Source organism: Novosphingobium sp. Leaf2, assembly GCF_001421325.1.
Classification (GTDB): Bacteria; Pseudomonadota; Alphaproteobacteria; order Sphingomonadales; family Sphingomonadaceae; genus Novosphingobium.
On record NZ_LMJY01000020.1, the window covers coordinates 112,674 to 128,807 of the forward strand.

Annotated in this window: 14 protein-coding genes and 1 tRNA gene; 9 read left to right on the plus strand and 6 right to left on the minus strand. The window is 65.1% G+C overall.

Annotated elements, in window-relative coordinates; all coding sequences use genetic code 11:
• Nucleotides 1-25 precede the first annotated feature (25 nt).
• Nucleotides 26-295, minus strand: coding sequence for an FAD assembly factor SdhE (locus tag ASE49_RS15945; protein ID WP_056774952.1), 270 nt, complete (start codon nucleotides 293-295; stop codon nucleotides 26-28).
• A gap of 94 nt (nucleotides 296-389) precedes the next feature.
• Between ASE49_RS15945 and recG the strand changes: the two genes are divergently transcribed.
• Complete coding sequence (recG, locus tag ASE49_RS15950) at nucleotides 390-2,447, plus strand: ATP-dependent DNA helicase RecG (RefSeq protein ID WP_056774771.1); 2,058 nt, start codon at nucleotides 390-392, stop codon at nucleotides 2,445-2,447.
• Nucleotides 2,448-2,532: 85 nt separating this feature from the next.
• Here the strand turns inward: recG and ASE49_RS15955 are convergent.
• Nucleotides 2,533-2,609: transfer RNA gene (locus ASE49_RS15955), tRNA-Pro, on the minus strand.
• A gap of 159 nt (nucleotides 2,610-2,768) precedes the next feature.
• On the opposite strand from ASE49_RS15955, the gene thyA reads away from it, so the two are divergent.
• The 4 genes from thyA (at nucleotide 2,769) to ASE49_RS15975 (ending at nucleotide 7,521) form a co-directional block, all read left to right on the plus strand.
• Complete coding sequence (gene thyA, locus ASE49_RS15960; protein ID WP_056774954.1) at nucleotides 2,769-3,725, plus strand: thymidylate synthase; 957 nt, start codon at nucleotides 2,769-2,771, stop codon at nucleotides 3,723-3,725.
• Between the two features lie 103 nt (nucleotides 3,726-3,828).
• Nucleotides 3,829-5,139 (plus strand): 3-methyl-2-oxobutanoate dehydrogenase (2-methylpropanoyl-transferring) subunit alpha, encoded by a 1,311-nt coding sequence (locus tag ASE49_RS15965; protein WP_056774772.1) that lies wholly within the window; start codon nucleotides 3,829-3,831, stop codon nucleotides 5,137-5,139.
• Between the two features lie 52 nt (nucleotides 5,140-5,191).
• Nucleotides 5,192-6,196, plus strand: coding sequence for an alpha-ketoacid dehydrogenase subunit beta (locus ASE49_RS15970; protein ID WP_056774956.1), 1,005 nt, complete (start codon nucleotides 5,192-5,194; stop codon nucleotides 6,194-6,196).
• Between the two features lie 5 nt (nucleotides 6,197-6,201).
• Nucleotides 6,202-7,521: a dihydrolipoamide acetyltransferase family protein gene (locus ASE49_RS15975; RefSeq protein ID WP_056774776.1), complete on the plus strand. Its 1,320-nt coding sequence runs from the start codon at nucleotides 6,202-6,204 to the stop codon at nucleotides 7,519-7,521.
• 43 nt (nucleotides 7,522-7,564) lie between these two features.
• On the opposite strand, the gene ASE49_RS15980 is transcribed toward ASE49_RS15975, so the two are convergent.
• Together ASE49_RS15980 and ASE49_RS15985 are read right to left on the minus strand one after the other, a co-directional pair.
• Nucleotides 7,565-8,110: a SixA phosphatase family protein gene (locus ASE49_RS15980; protein ID WP_056774778.1), complete on the minus strand. Its 546-nt coding sequence runs from the start codon at nucleotides 8,108-8,110 to the stop codon at nucleotides 7,565-7,567.
• A gap of 20 nt (nucleotides 8,111-8,130) precedes the next feature.
• A complete protein-coding gene (locus tag ASE49_RS15985; protein WP_056774781.1) occupies nucleotides 8,131-10,848 on the minus strand; it encodes an ATP-dependent DNA helicase in 2,718 nt (905 codons plus the stop codon).
• A 212-nt stretch (nucleotides 10,849-11,060) separates the two neighbouring features.
• Here ASE49_RS15985 and ASE49_RS17930 point away from each other — a divergent pair, with 212 nt between their 5' ends.
• The 4 genes from ASE49_RS17930 (at nucleotide 11,061) to ASE49_RS16005 (ending at nucleotide 14,242) form a co-directional block, all read left to right on the plus strand.
• Nucleotides 11,061-11,717: a PadR family transcriptional regulator gene (locus ASE49_RS17930; protein WP_235523019.1), complete on the plus strand. Its 657-nt coding sequence runs from the start codon at nucleotides 11,061-11,063 to the stop codon at nucleotides 11,715-11,717.
• Nucleotides 11,718-11,720: 3 nt separating this feature from the next.
• Nucleotides 11,721-12,014: a DUF2218 domain-containing protein gene (locus tag ASE49_RS15995; RefSeq protein ID WP_056774784.1), complete on the plus strand. Its 294-nt coding sequence runs from the start codon at nucleotides 11,721-11,723 to the stop codon at nucleotides 12,012-12,014.
• 79 nt (nucleotides 12,015-12,093) lie between these two features.
• Nucleotides 12,094-13,701, plus strand: coding sequence for a lysine--tRNA ligase (locus ASE49_RS16000; RefSeq protein ID WP_056774786.1), 1,608 nt, complete (start codon nucleotides 12,094-12,096; stop codon nucleotides 13,699-13,701).
• Between the two features lie 19 nt (nucleotides 13,702-13,720).
• Nucleotides 13,721-14,242, plus strand: coding sequence for a DUF1003 domain-containing protein (locus ASE49_RS16005; protein WP_056774788.1), 522 nt, complete (start codon nucleotides 13,721-13,723; stop codon nucleotides 14,240-14,242).
• 10 nt (nucleotides 14,243-14,252) lie between these two features.
• Here ASE49_RS16005 and ASE49_RS16010 read toward each other — a convergent pair whose 3' ends face one another.
• A complete protein-coding gene (locus ASE49_RS16010; protein WP_056774791.1) occupies nucleotides 14,253-14,921 on the minus strand; it encodes a prolyl hydroxylase family protein in 669 nt (222 codons plus the stop codon).
• 107 nt (nucleotides 14,922-15,028) lie between these two features.
• The gene (locus ASE49_RS17935) at nucleotides 15,029-15,958 is read right to left on the minus strand and encodes an RcnB family protein (RefSeq protein WP_156370360.1); all 930 of its coding nucleotides are present in this window, start codon (nucleotides 15,956-15,958) and stop codon (nucleotides 15,029-15,031) included.
• Nucleotides 15,959-16,134 lie beyond the last annotated feature (176 nt).

Sequence of the window (16,134 nt, forward strand, 5' to 3'; positions counted from 1 at the left end):
GAATGGCGTGCCGCGCAGCCGTCGATCAGCGCGGGATGTCCACGTAGTCCAGCTTCATCATGCGATCCAGCATCGGCCCGCGATATTCCTCGGGGATGGTTTGCGTGCCCAGCGCCCAGGCCATGATGTCCACGTCGTCTTCCTCGATCATCTGCTCGAACAAGGCGATATCGGCCTCGGACCATTGCGCGTGGAACTGGTCGAAGAAGCAGCCGATCATGTAATCGGCTTCACGCGTACCGCGATGCCAGGCGCGAAACTTGATGCGGGCGAGGCGGGGCGAAAGCTGCGTCATGGGCGCGGCGATACAGGCCAGCGGCGTGCTGGGCAAGTTTGCACACAAGCCTCGCTGGCGAAATGGGCGGCAGTCGGGCTAAGAGGCGGCGGTCATGCGGCCCGAAACGCTCAACCCCCTGTTCGTCGACGTCGAATCGCTGGAAGGCGTCGGCCCCAAGCTGCGCAAGCCGCTCGAAAAGCTGGGGCTGACGCGGATCAGGGATGTCGCCTATCACTTGCCTGACCGGTTCGTGGAGCGTCGGGTGCTCGCAAATCTGGACGAGGCCAGCGTCGGTGAGAACGTCATCGTTGCGCTGACGGTGCGCGAGCATCGCGCGCCGAGCGGGCGCGGGCCGTTTCGGGTGCTGGCGGAGGACGCAGCTGGCAACGTGTGCACGCTCACCTACTTCGGCCGCGCATCCTATGCCGCGAAGAAGCAGCTGCCTATCGGCGAACTGCGCTGGGTAGCCGGGCGGATCGATCAGTATGGGCAGATGCTGCAGATCGTGCACCCTGAGCATGTGTCGCCCGACTCCGCCGCGCCGATCGGGCAGCAGTGCGAGGCGGTCTATCCGTTGTCGGAAGGGCTGACGCAGGGGCGGGTAGGGGCGATGGCTGCACAAGCGCTCAAGACCCTGCCAGACTTGCCCGAATGGATCGAGCCGGGCCTGATCGCCAAGACCGGGTGGCCGGCATGGCGCGCCGCGCTGAGCGAGGCACACCGGGGCATGAACGCCCTTGCGCGGGACCGGCTGGCCTATGACGAATTGCTCGCCAATGCGCTGGCGCTGATGCTGGTGCGCGAGAGCAACCGCGCCCAGCGCGGCACGCCGCTGGTGGGCGATGGCGCGTTGCGGGGGCGGCTGCGACTACCTTTCGCCCTGACCGGCGCGCAAGTGCGCTCCATCGCCGAGATCGAGGGTGACCTGGCGCAGGCCGCGCCGATGTTGCGGCTGCTGCAGGGCGATGTGGGATCGGGCAAGACGGTGGTCGCGCTAAACGCCATGCTGATTGCGGTGGAGGCAGGGGCGCAGGCCGCGCTGCTGGCGCCCACCGAAATCCTGGCACGTCAGCACTTTGATACACTTTCGCGTATGCTGCAGGGCACCGGGGTGGAGATCGCGCTGCTCACCGGGCGAGACAAGGGCAGGGCGCGCGAGGCGATCCTGATGGGCCTGCTGGATGGCTCTATCCAGATCGTGGTAGGCACCCATGCGATCTTTCAGGACAGCGTGGCCTATCGCAATCTGGCGCTGGTGGTGATCGACGAGCAGCACCGCTTCGGCGTGGGCCAGCGCCTGATGCTGACCCGCAAGGGCCGGCGGGTGCCCCATACGCTGGCGATGACCGCAACGCCCATCCCCCGCACTCTGACATTGGCGCAATACGGCGAAATGGAAGTCTCGAAGCTGGACGAACTGCCGCCCGGCCGGCAGGCGATCGACACGCGGGTCGTCGCGGTGGAGCGCATGGACGATGTGGCCGGTGCACTGGCGCGGCACATCGCCACGGGGCAGCAGGCCTATTGGGTGTGCCCGATGGTCAACGAAAGCGAGACCGAGGATCTTGCCGCCGCCGAATCCCGCTACGCGGCGTTGCAGGCGCGGTTCGGTGATACCGTGGCGCTGGTCCACGGGCAGTTGCGCCCGGAAATCAAGGACGCGGCGATGGAGCGGTTCGCGCGGGGGGAAGCCAGTCTGCTGGTGGCCACCACCGTGATCGAGGTGGGCGTGGACGTGCCCAACGCCACGCTGATGGTGATCGAGCAAGCGGAGCGTTTCGGCCTTGCCCAGTTGCACCAGTTACGCGGACGGGTGGGGCGCGGGTCCGAAAAGTCCACATGCCTGCTGCTACGCGGCGCCCAGCTTTCCGAAACCGCCCGCCAGCGCCTGGCCCTGATGCGCGAGACGCAGGATGGCTTCGTGCTGGCGGAGGAAGACCTCAAGCTGCGCGGCGGCGGCGAACTGCTGGGCACGCGCCAGTCTGGCGATACCCCGTTTCGCATCGCCACGCTGGAGCAGATCACCAAGCTCCTGCCGCTGGCGCATGACGACGCGCGCTTGCTGATCGAGCGTGACGGCGGCCTTGCCGGCCCGCGCGGGGAAGCGGCGCGGTTGCTGCTGTACCTGTTCGAGCGCGACTGGGGTGTGCAGTTACTGCGATCGGGGTGAGGTGGGCCCAAATGTAAGTCGAGCCCGAATCAAAAACGGCGCATCGTTGCCGACGCGCCGTTTTGAACACCCGCAAGGAGTGAAATGGTCGGGGAAAGAGGATTCGAACCTCCGGCCCCTGCCTCCCGAAGACAGTGCTCTACCAGGCTGAGCTATTCCCCGACCGGAGGGCGATCCGAAGACCGCCCGGGGCAGGAGCGCGCCTATATAGGGCGACTTGGGGGGTGGCAAGGGGCTGCAAGACAAAATGATGCACGTGTGCCGGCATCGTGGACGCATCGGGCCTTCACCTTGTTCGGCGGGCGCGATAAGCCTGTGTCCATGACCACCGTCCCGCTTCGCACGCCTGCCGCCGCTGTCCCGCATTGGGAGTGGCAATACCTGGATCTGATGCGGCGGATCTGGGAGCAGGGTGACGAACGGCGCGATCGCACCGGCGTGGGCACCCGCTCGATCTTCGGCGCGACGATCCGCTTCGACTTGGCGGGCGGCGCGATGCCGCTGCTCACCACCAAGCGCGTCTATTGGAAAACCGCGACGCGTGAGCTGTTGTGGTTCCTGTCCGGCGGCACCAACATCCGTCCCTTGTGCGCGCAAGGGGTGGAGATATGGACGGACTGGCCGCTTGAACGCTACCGCGTGGAAACCGGCGACCAGATCGATCGCAAGGCGTTTTCGGCACGCATCGTGGCGGACGCGGCCTTTGCGCAAGCGTGGGGCGATCTCGGCCCGGTCTATGGCAAGCAGTGGGTGGACTGGGCGACGTATGAGCCGGTTGGCGATGGGCTGTATCGGCAGGGCGCGGGCATCAACCAGGTGGCGCAAGTGATCGAAAGCTTGCGCAGCGATCCCGGCAGCCGCCGCCATATCATCGAGGGCTGGAACGTTGCGGAACTGGACGCGATGGCGCTGCCGCCGTGCCACAAGACCTACCAGTTTCATGCCGCCGACGGGCGCTTGTCCTGCTTGCTGTATCAGCGCAGTTGCGACCTTGGCCTGGGCTTCGCGTTCAACATGTGGTCGCTGGCGCTGCTGACGCGGATGATCGCGCAGCAGTGCGACTTGGAACCCGGCGACGCGGTGTGGACCGGCGGGGACGTTCATCTCTACCTCAACCATGCGGATCTGGTGGAAGAACAGCTGTCGCGCGAACCGCAAGGCGATGCGCATATGACTATCGCGCGCCGCCCGGCCTCTATCTTCGACTATCGCATCGAGGATTTTGAAGTGACCGGATATGCACCGCAATCGCACATCGCCGCGCCTGTCGCGGTGTGATTGACATTACGCATGTTTGAAATAATATAACTGCAACGTAGAATTTTGCTGCGCAGTCTGGGGTGGATATCCCGCACTTCGCAAGCTGGGCGGAGAGTGGAGAATGGCCGAACCAACGGCAGCGGCAGACGGATCGGGCGGAGCACGGCGCGCCAACCTTGCGCCTCTGGAACTGCATGTCCCCGAACCGCGATACCGCCCTGGCGATGTGGTGGATTATTCCCACCTGGAGATCCCGCCCGCCGGCCGCGCGCCGCGCCCGGATGAGACATGCCCGGCGAGCGAAACCTGGCCGCTGACGCTGGACATGATCCGCGTGCTCGATGAGGACAACCGGGCGATAGGGCCCTGGAATCCCGCGCTCGATGCGGAAACCTTGCGGCGCATGCTGCGGTCCATGGCGCTCACACGCGCGTTCGACGATCGGATGTATCGCGGGCAGCGGCAGGGCAAGACCAGCTTCTATATGAAATGCACCGGCGAGGAGGCGATCTCGGTCGGCTGCGCGCAGGCGCTGGCCAGCGACGACATGGTGTTCCCCAGCTATCGCCAGCAGGGCATCCTGATTTCGCGTGGCTATCCACTGGTGCAGATGGTCAACCAGATCTATTCCAACCGCGCTGACCCGCTCAAGGGCCGGCAGTTGCCGATAATGTATTCGGCGCGCGATTATGGCTTTTTCAGCATCTCCGGTAACCTCGCCACGCAGTTCCCCCAGGCGGTGGGCTGGGCGATGGCCAGCGCGATCAAAGGCGATACGCGCATCGCCACCAGCTTCGTGGGCGAAGGCTCCAGCGCGGAAGGCGACTTTCATGCCGCGATGACCTTCGCGGCGGTGTATAACGCGCCCGTCGTCCTCAACGTGGTCAACAACCAGTGGGCGATTTCCAGCTTTTCGGGCTTCGCCGGCGCGGAGCGCACCACCTTTGCGGCGCGGGCCACCGGCTACGGGATCGCCGGCCTGCGGGTGGACGGTAACGACCTGCTGGCGGTCTACGCCGCGATGCGGTGGGCCGCTGATCGCGCCCGTGCCAACATGGGCCCCACCTTGATCGAATACTTCACCTACCGGGCAGAAGGTCACTCCACATCGGACGACCCCAATGCCTATCGCTCCGCGCGTGAGGCGACAGAATGGCCGCTGGGTGACCCGATCACGCGGCTCAAGAACCACCTGATCCAGCTTGGCGAATGGTCCGAGGAACGCCATGCGGCGATGGATCTGGAAGTGGCCGACCAAGTGAAGGTCGCTACCAAGGAAGCCGAAGCCAACGGCATCCTCGGCCACGGCCTGCACCATCCGTTCCACACCATGTTCGAGGACGTGTTCGAGGAACTGCCCTGGCACCTGGAGGAACAGGCCGCGCAGGCCATTCGCGAGCGCCAAACCAAATGGCCGGAATGGAAGGATTAGGGCGATGCCTGAGAACGATTTGCCAACCGTGGTCGAGGCTGACGCGCGTCCGATGAACATGATCGAGGCGATCAACGACGCGCTCGACATCATGATGACCCGCGACCCGAACGTGGTGATTTTGGGCGAGGACGTGGGCTACTTCGGCGGCGTGTTCAGGGCCACAGCTGGCCTGCAGAAGAAGCATGGCCGCAACCGCGTGTTCGATTCGCCGATCAACGAATGCGGTATCATCGGCGCGGCGGTGGGCATGGCGGCCTATGGCCTGCGCCCGGTGCCGGAAATCCAGTTCGCCGACTATATCTATCCGGGGCTGGACCAGCTGGTCTCGGAAGCGGCACGGATGCGCTATCGTTCTGCGGGCGAGTTCACCTCCTCGATCACCATCCGCTCGCCGTTTGGCGGCGGCATCTTCGGCGGGCAGACGCACAGCCAGAGCCCGGAGGCCATGTTCACCCATGTGGCGGGCCTCAAGACCGTGATTCCCGCAACGCCTCACGATGCCAAGGGCCTGCTGATCGCCGCGATCGAGGACAACGATCCGGTCATCTTCTTCGAGCCCAAGCGCATCTACAACGGCCCGTTCGACGGCTATTACGACAAGCCTTCGCGCACCTGGAAGGGGCAGCCCGGCGGTCTTGTTCCGCAAGGCTATTACTGTACGCCGCTGGGCAAGGCCCGGATCGTGCGCGAAGGATCGGCGATGACAGTGCTGGCCTACGGCACGATGATCCACGTGGCCGAAGCCGTGCTGGCGGAGAAGGGCGTCGATGCCGAGATCATCGACTTGCGCACGCTGGTCCCGCTTGACATCGAGACTGTGGAAAAGTCGGTGGAGAAGACCGGCAGATGCCTGGTGATACACGAGGCTACCCGCACGTCCGGCTTTGGCGCCGAACTGTCCGCGCTGGTGCAGGAACGCTGCTTCTATCATCTCGAAGCCCCCGTCGAACGGGTAACCGGCTTTGACACACCGTATCCCCACAGCCTGGAATGGGCGTATTTTCCCGGTCCCGTCCGCATCGGCGAAGCGGTCGACCGGTTGTTGAAGGATTGATCGCGATGGGACGCTACACTTTCACGCTCCCCGACATCGGCGAAGGCATCGCCGAGGCCGAGATCGTCGCCTGGCACGTCAAGGTCGGCGATACGATCAAGGAGGACGACCGGGTCGCCGACATGATGACCGACAAGGCCACCGTCGAGATGGAAAGCCCGGTTTCGGGCACCGTCATCGAAGTGGCCGGCGAGGCGGGCGACGTGATCGCCATCGGATCGCCCCTTGTCGTGATCGAAGTCGAAGGCGCCGGCAACGACACGGCGTCCCCCGGCGCCGCGCCTGCGCCCAAGGCCGCCCCGGTCGAGCAGCGGATCGCGGCGGAGAACCCGGACGCGAGCGATGTGGACCGTGTGGAGGCTGCCGTTTCCAACGGCCCCCCACGCCCTGCGGAAAAGCCGGCTCCCGTGGCGAAAGCCGAGCCGCAAGCGGCAGAGCCCCAGCGTGAACACGCACGTGTTCTTGCCAGCCCTGCGGTGCGCCAGCGGGCCAGGGATCTTGGCATCGATCTGGCCGACGTTCGCCCTGCGGAGGATGGCCGGGTGCGTCATGGCGATCTGGACGCGTTCCTGTCCTACAATGCGGGAGGTGGGTTCGCCGTCAGCGGGCGCAAGGCGGTGGACGAGCAGGTCCGCGTCATCGGCCTGCGCCGTCGCATCGCTGAGAACATGGCCGCCTCCAAGCGCAATATTCCGCACTTCGCCTATGTGGAGGAGTTCGATGTCACCGCGCTGGAGGAGACCCGGGCGCAGTTGAACGCCGGGCGTGGTGATCGACCCAAGCTGACGATGCTGCCGTTCCTGATCGCCGCCATCTGCAAGCTGGTGCCCAAATACCCGATGCTCAACGCGCACTACGATGACGAAGCGGGCGTCGTTACCCGGTACGGCGCGGTGCATCTGGGCATTGCCGCGCAGACGCCGGCTGGGCTGATGGTGCCGGTGATCCGCAACGCGCAGGATCACAACTTGTGGCAGCTTGCCGCAGAGATCACCCGCCTTGCCAACGCCGCGCGCGACGGCTCCGCCAAGTCTGCAGAGCTTTCCGGCTCCACGCTGACGGTGACCTCGCTCGGCCCGATGGGCGGGGTGGCGACCACGCCGGTCATCAATCGCCCCGAAGTGGCGATCATCGGCCCCAACCGCATCGTCGAACGCCCGATGTTCGTGCGCGATGCCAGCGGTACGGAGAGGGTGGAAAAGTGCAAACTGATGAACATTTCGATGAGCTGCGATCATCGCGTGGTGGACGGCTGGGATGCCGCCAGTTTCGCCCAGGATCTCAAGAAACTGATCGAAGCGCCGGCGCTGATTTTGGCTGGGTGAGGGGGGGGCGGCGAACGCCCTGCTCTGATCCGGCCTCTGGACGCTAGTCGTCCAGAGTCGGCCCCAGCGCGGCGTCAAGATCACGCGGGCGTTTCAGGTAGGTCAGCTGGCCGCAGCCATCGCTGATCTCCTTCCAGCTATCGATTTCCAGCTGGACGACGGCGTAGGACGCGGTGGGGAACTTGTCCTCCACCACATCGCGCAACGGGCTCGATCCGTCATCCGGCACCAGATCGAAAATCAAGTCTTCCAGTCCCGGGTTGTGGCCGACCAGCATGATCGAGCGCATGTTGGCGTTCTGCTCGCGCAGCAGTTCGATCAGCGCGGCAGAACTGGCCAGGTAAATGCGCCGATCCCAGGTGATGGGCGGGGTTTCCCCGGCCGCTTCGCCCGCCAGTTCGATGGTTTCGGTCACCCGCACGGCGGGCGAGGCGAGGATGCGCTTCCAACCCACCGCATGGTCCGCGATGTGCTTCCCCATTATAGCCGCGCCTTTGCGGCCGCGCGCATTGAGCGGACGGTCGAAATCGCGCAGGCGCGCATCGGTCCAGTCCGATTTCGCATGGCGGAATATGCCCAAGGTTTTCATTGGCGGCTCACAACGAAAGGTCAGAACAGCGGGCGCGAGTCTTCGACCGTGTCCGCCGCGGTCCCTTGAGCATGTCCCGACACGCGCTGTAAAGCCTCCTCCAGCGTGACGCGGCGGATCGGCGTGCCGTCTGGGAATGCGGTCAGCAGGCGGGAGGGGAACGCGGGCGACAGCACGACGAAATGCCCCTTGTCCCCGCGACTGCGGATCAGCCGCCCGAAGGCCTGCGCCAGCCGGGCGCGGATGATCGTATCGTCATAGGCGCCGCCGCCGTTCGCCAGCCGGCGGGCACGGTGCAGGATCGAGGGGCGCGGCCAGGGCACCTGCTCCATCACCACCAGCCGCAGGGAGTGTCCAGGCACGTCTACCCCATCGCGCAGGGCATCGGTGCCTAGCAGCGAGGCGGCGGGATCGTCGCGGAAGATGTCTACCAGCGTGCCGGTGTCGATCGGGTCCACATGCTGGGCGTAAAGAGGCAGGCCGCCGCGTGCCAGCCGGTCGGCGATGCGCCCATGCACTGCGCGCAGCCGGCGGATCGCGGTGAACAGGCCCAGCACGCCGCCGCCCGATGCTTCGATAAGGCGGCCATAAGCTGCCGATAGCAGCGGGATATCGCCCTTGGGCACATCGGTGACGATCAGCACTTCGGCCTGGGCGGCATAGTCGAACGGGCTGGCGTGCAGCGACAGGCGCGGCTGCACGTCGATCTCGGGTGCGCCCGATCGCACCACCGCCTTATGCCAGTCCTCCCCGTCGCGCAGGGTGGCGGACGTCATGATGACGCCGTGCGCGGGCTCCAGCACCACTTTGGCGAACGGCTTCATCGGGTCCAGCCAGCGGCGATGGATGCCAATGTCATACTCGCGTGCGTCGGAGCGGTCGACGGCGAGCCAGTCCACGAATTGCGGGTCCGCCGGGCCACCCATCCGGTCAAGCAGCGATTCCCACGCACCCAGAGTTTCGACCCGCCATGTCAGCGAGTGGCGCGCGCCTTCGATGCGCGCGCGGCCCGGCCCGTCAAGCCAGTCCGGCGGGTCTTCCAGCAAGGCCTCCAGCCGCACGCCGAGCCGGATCAGCGGCTGGCGCAGTTCCGCCAGCGCCATGCGCGCGGCCTGCGCCACTTCGACGAAAGCGCCATCAAGCCCCGCCGCTTCGGTTTCCAGCGCGTAACCCGCGTCCTGCCCGCCGCTTTCATCGCGCGCGTACACGCCGGCCCTTACCGCTGCCAGCAGCTCTTCCAATGGCCCGGACGCCGCATTCTCACCGATGCGCTGGAGCCAGCCGTCCCCCGGCAGCGCTTCGGCTGCGGCCACGGCGGCGGTGATCGCCTTGGCGCCTGCTTCATCGTAGCTGGCGATGTCGGCAAGCCTGGCGGAAAGCCCGCGCCTGCGCCCTTTCGAGGCTTTTTCCGGGCCGATGACCCAACGGCGCAGTTCGATCGTCTCGGCCCCGGTAAGCGCGGCGGCGAAGGTCGAATCGGCCGCATCGAACACATGGTGCCCCTCGTCGAAGACGATACGGGTGGGGCGCGAGGCCGGATCGCGTCCGCGTGCCGCGTTGACCATCACCAGCGCATGATTGCCTATGACGAGGTCGGCACCCACGCTGGCGCGGGTGGCGCGCTCGATGAAGCATTTGCGGTAATGCGGGCAGCCGGCATACACGCATTCGCCGCGCCGGTCAGTGAGGGCGGCCACGCCGCGCTGGCGGAACAACGTGCCCAGCCAGCCCGGCAGGTCGCCGCCGATCATGTCGCCGTCCTGCGTATAGGCGGCCCAGCGTGCCACCAGATGCGCCAGGATCGCGGCCCGACCCGAAAACCCGCCTTGCAGCGCGTCTTCCAGGTTGAGCAGGCACAAATAGTTTTCCCGCCCTTTGCGCACGACCACCGGGCGCGATCCGTCAGCGCGCCGCTCCGGCCACGCGCGGCGGCTTTCCTGGCGCAACTGGCGTTGCAGGGCCTTGGTGTAGGTGGACACCCAGACAGTGCCGCCGGCCTGCTCGGTCCATAACGAGGTGGGGGCCAGATAGCCCAGCGTTTTGCCGATGCCGGTTCCGGCCTGCGCCAGCAACACGTGCGGGCGTGCCGTACGGTCACGCGGGGCAAAGGCGTGCGCGGCTTCGGCTGCAAACGCCTGCTGGCCGGGGCGCAGCTCCGCCGTGGAGCCGGTGAGCTGCGCCAGGCGATCTTGCACCGCCACGCCATCCAGCACGATCTGCCGGGGCTGCGCGGGTTCGGGCGCTTCCTCCCACTCGGGCAGGCGGGTGAACAGCCAGCGTTCGGCGCGTTCCGGCTTGCGAATGCGCGCGGTCAGCAGGGACGACCACGGCCAGCGCATCCGCACCAGCGATTGCAGCGAAGTCCACGCGCCCTCCCGCTCGGGCCACTGCGCACTTTCGCAGATCTCCAGCAGGGCGGCGGCGGCTTCCTGCAGAAGGCGCGGCACATCGGAATCGCCATCCGGCTCGGCAAGACCCAGCGCGTGGGCAAGGCCTTTCGGCGTGGGCACCACGAAGCGCGCAGGATGCACGAAGGCGTAGAGCTCCAGCAGGTCGAGTCCCGACAGGTCCGGGTAGCCCAGCCGGGTGGCCAGCAGGGGGGCGTTGAGGATCAGCTGCGGGGTGTCCGCTGCCGCCATCACCGCCTCGCCTTTGGAGATCGGCCGGGTGGTGCCGCCTTCGCGCGCCCACGATCCGCCATGGCTGGCGTGAAGCGCGGGAAGGGGCAGGGCGGGCATACCTGTGTCTTAGAGACGCGGGCGTCCTTTGAAAATGCCGCCTGTCTAAACGGCACTGATTTAATTGCGGCGGCATGCATTTTGGCCCTTGTCATAAATTATTCTAGATATATCTTAGAAACATCATGAAGCATATTGGACAAACGATGAGAAATTTTCAAAACAGCAGCGAACGTAAAGGCTGCCATCATGGCCGCCGGGATCATGACGCTATGATCGCCGCAGCGGTGGACGGGGTTGAGCGCGTGCGCGCAATGCTGGGCGGACGCGGTCGGCATGGCATTGGACGCGGGCCTTTCGGCGGCGGACGTGATGGCGCCGATGGCGATTTTTCCGGTGAGCGCGGCGGCTGGCATCGGGGGCCGGGCGGCTTTGGCGGCGGGCCTCGTGGTCCGGGTGGTGGACGGCGCAAGCGTCTGTTCGACCAGGCCGAACTGCAGACCCTGCTACTGGCCCTGATCGCGGAAAACCCTCGCCACGGCTATGATCTTATCCGCGAGATCGAAGCGCTTTCGGGCGGTGATTATGCGCCCAGCCCCGGTGTGGTCTATCCCGCGCTGACATACATGGAGGAAGCCGGCTTGATCGCGGCGACTGCTGACGGCGGCGCGCGCAAGGCGTTCGAGCTTACCGATGAAGGTCGTGCCAAAGTAGCCGCGGATGCTGACAAGGCAGTCGCACTGAAGGAACGACTGACCGCACTTGCAGCGCAGCGCGAAAAGGTGGACCCGGCCCCGGTGCGCCGGGCGTTCCATGCCCTGAAGACATCGGTGTTCGACCGTTTGTCCCACGAGGGCGCCGACCGCGAACTTATCCTCAAGATCGCCGATGCGATCGACGAGGCAACCCGTACCATCGAAAGGATCTGACAGATGGCCACCATCGCCGCCAAAGTGCCCACCCAATCGGGCAGCAAATACGTGCAGCAGTTGTGCAAGCACTGGAGCCACAAGTTGGAGACGCATTTCGAAGGGGATGTGGGCACGGTAACGTTTCCGGGCGCGGTCACCACGATGACCGTCGATTCCGAAGGCATTGCCGTTGCCATCACCGGCGAGGATCGCGAAGGGGTGGAGCGGCTGACAGGTGTGGTCGCCAACCACCTCGATCGCTTCGCTTTCCGGGAAGCGCCGCTGACGTATGACTGGACGTGGCGCGAGGATTGATCACTTGGGGAGTGCGGCGGATCAGGCACGTACGCACTCCACGCTTGCGAAAATCGCCCATTTCGCCAATTAGCGCGCGATGACCGAAAACGCCCTGATCGAAGCCGCCCGCGTTTCCAAGGCCTGGCCGTTCCAGGAAGCCCAGAAGCTGCTTAAGCGGTTTCCGCAAGGCAAGCCCGGCGGCGCGCCCGTGCTGTTCGAAACCGGGTACGGGCCATCGGGCCTGCCGCATATCGGTACGTTTCAGGAAGTGCTGCGCACCACGCTGGTGCGTCGCGCTTACGAAGCGCTGACCGGCGGCGCGCCGACTCGGCTGGTTGCCTTTTCCGACGACATGGATGGGCTGCGCAAGGTGCCGGACAATGTGCCCAATGCGCAGTTGCTGGAAGCCAACCTGGGCAAGCCGCTCAGCCGCATTCCCGATCCGTTCGGCACCCACGAAAGCTTTGCGCACCACAACAATGCAATGCTGCGCCAGTTTCTGGACCGTTTCGGGTTCGATTATGAATTCGTGTCAGCCAGCGATCGCTACAACGCAGGCGGTTTCGATGGCGCGCTCAGCGATGTGCTGCGGCACTATGACGCGATCATGGGCGTGATGCTGCCCACCCTGCGCGAGGAACGCCGCAAGACGTATTCACCGGTGCTGCCCATCTCGCCAGCCACCGGCGTGGTGCTGCAAGTGCCGATCGAGGTGCTGGATGCGGCAACGGGGATGATCCGCTTCACCGATACGGACGGCGCCCCGATCGAACAGTCCGTGTTCGGCGGCAAGGCGAAGCTGCAGTGGAAGGTCGACTGGGCGATGCGCTGGTACGCGCTGTGCGTCGACTACGAAATGTGCGGCAAGGACCTGACCGATTCCGTCACCCAGTCCGGCAAGATCGTGCAGATCCTGGGCGGTCGCCGCCCCGAGGGGCTGATTTACGAACTTTTTCTCGACGAAAACGGCGAAAAGATTTCCAAGTCCAAGGGCAACGGTCTGACAATCGAGCAATGGCTGACCTACGGCACCGAGGAATCGCTGGAATTCTATCTGTTCCGCGAACCCAAGAGCGCGAAGCAGCTGCATGTCGGCGTAATCCCCAAGGCGGTGGACGAATACTGGCAGTTTCGCGCCAACCTGGCCGGGCAGCCGATTGACAAGCAGCTGGGCAATCCGGTGTGGCACCTGTTGCGCACCAACGGTGAACGGGCGGGCGCTGGCGATACCGTGCCGGTTACCTTCGCGCTGCTGCTCAACCTGGTGGGCGTACTGGGCGCGGATGCCAGCGCGGAGCAGGTATGGTCGTACCTTGGCAACTACGTGGCCGATGCGAACCCGCAGGCTCATCCCGAACTGGGCGAAATGGTGCGCGCCGCGCTGGCCACCAACCGCGACTTCATCGCCCCCACACTGCAGCGCCGGGCACCCAGCGCGAACGAGGCGGAGGCGCTGCGGGCGCTTGACGAGCAACTGGCGGCGGTGGGCGCGGATGCTTCGGCGGAAACCCTGCAGAACATCGTCTACGAAATCGGTAAGGACGAGGCTTACGGCTTTGAGACCTTAAGGGACTGGTTCAAGGCGCTGTACGAGACCCTGCTGGGCTCAGCGCAAGGACCGCGCATGGGCAGCTTCATCGCGCTGTATGGTATCGCCGAAACGCGCAAGCTGATCGCGCAGGCTTTGCACGTGGCTGCACCGTGATCTGAAGGAAGCCGAAACCATGCACAAGCCGGACTTGACTGTCGAAGAATTGTGCCAGGAACTGCTGGGACGCAAGCTGTGCGATGTCGATAACGAGGAGCAGCGTGTCCTTGAACGCATTGCCATGGGCGAGATTATGGGACCGGACGCCCAAGAAGAAGCGGCGCTGAACGCCACTTTCGGTCAGCGACTGGCCGACCGGGTGGCGGCTGTGGGCGGGTCTTGGGGGTTTATCATCGCCTTTGGCGTGATCCTGCTTTCCTGGATGGCGATCAACAGCCGAATCCTGGAGGATTTCGGGCTGCATCCCTTCGATGCCTATCCGTATATTTTTCTCAATCTTATGCTGTCCATGCTCGCTGCGATCCAAGCACCGGTTATTCTGATGAGCCAGAACCGTCACTCTGAAAAAGATCGCATCGCCGCTAGGCACGATTATGAAGTCAACCTGCGCACTCAGCTGGAAATCCTGCGCCTTCACCAACGTATGGACCAGTTGTTCGACCGGCTCGATAGCTGGTCGCAAAGCGAGCTGAGGTAATTCCCGGCGGTCAGCGCCAAGTGCGGGCGCGAAACCATTTGGTCATCACATACTTCACGCCGCGCAACACTGGGCGGGAGGCATGCATCGTCCACGGGTTGGGCGCGCCATCCGGCAGGGCGTTGTTCCACAGCAGCAGCGTGCCCGCGCAGGGCGGCACGGTGAGCGCCATGCGGGTGAAATCGGTCATGCCGCCTTCCTCCACATCGTTGAGGTAGATCATGGCGGTCCAGCTGCGCTGGCCACCACAGCACCGTTCGCTGCCCCAGTATGGCGCTGCGGTGTCGAACGAATCGCAATGCTCGTTGAAATACTGCCCGCAGGCATAGCGCTGCCCTTGTGCCGATTCACCGCATCGGCCGGCAATCCCGGTCAGCGTGGACAGCCGGTCGTCGATATCGCGCACGACCGCGTCGGCGGGGTCGAGGTCACTGGAGTAGCTGGTGCGATAGGCGGGCCACGCATCCGCGTCGATGAGGCCGGACGGGTGCGCCACCGCGTCGATAAGGCCGATCAGCCGATGGCAAGCCAGCACGGGCAGGAATTGCGCGACCGTGTAGATTTCCGCGCGTGGGTCCGTCAGCCGCGTTACGCGGGCATCGTGGCCAAGCCGGGTACGCACGGCCGTGCCGATGCGGGCAAGGGCATCGCAATCGGGATGGCGGGCAGGTGTCACCATCGCCGCAGCCTACAGGCTTGGCGAGCGACCGCAATCACCATCGGCACATGGAAAAAGCCCCCGGATCACGCGAGCGATCCGGGGGCTTTTTCAGGGTAAGCAGGCGATTAGTAGAAAAAGTCGTAGATCACATCCATGACTTGGCCGGAGTAGACGTCCACCAGCACCACATCGTCATAATACCGGACCCAGCGATACGGGCCATAGACGGGCGGGAGGCGATATGCCCAGGGATCATTGATCCAGTAGCGGCTGCCGTAGAACACCGAGCCCAGCGAAACACCGATGCCTATCCGGCGGTAGGAGTAGTTGCTGTACGGCGCATAATAACGCCCAAGGCTGTAGGCCGACCGGTTGCGATTGCGATAGTCCTGCCAGTTGTAGCGGTTATCGCGGCGCCAGTCGTTACGGTTCCAGGATTGGTACCGTCCGCGATCTCCATCGGGGCGACCGTATCCGGGCCGGCCGTCGTTCCCTGGTCGGCCGTAGCCGGGACGACCATCGCTCCCGGGGCGGCCATAGCCTTGACGGGGGTCATAGCCGGGCCGACCTTGCCCGCCATTGCGATCACCGCCGCGCCAGCCCTCGTTACCGGGCCTGCCGTCATCGCCACGACCGCGATCGCCGCGCTGCCAGTTGCCGCCGCGCCCGTCGTTCTGCACGCCGCCGGGGCGCTGATCACCGCCGGGGCGCTGATCACCGCCGGGACGATTGCCCGACCAACCCGGACGACCCTGCTGTTGACGGCCCTGCTGCTGTTGCTGCTTCCAGGCTTGCTCCTGTTGCAGCCACGTACCCTGCTGCGCACCTTGCGGTGCCCCATTGCGACGTACCGGCACCTGACCCTGAGGTTGCGGTGCACGCTGAGGCCGCTGCATCTCAGGGCGGGGGGCGGCACGCTCAGGGCGCGCCCGGCCATCGCCGCGACCGTCTTCACGCTGCGCGAAACTGGGCGTCGAAACCCCGGTTGCCGCCAGTACCATCATGCTGGCAGCAAGCAGAACGCGCGATCGTGTGTTTTTGTTTTTCGTTGCCATTTCGGTTCTCCAAACCGAAGTGCCGGGACATTTGTTCCGGCTCATCGTGAGATGGCATGTAAAGCGCCGCCGCTGTCCCGAACGTGAACCGGGGCAGTGCTTAACGTTCAGGTTCGTTATTTGTAAAATGAACGAGGCCGCCATCCGGCAGAACCGGTGGCGGCCTCAGTCACATG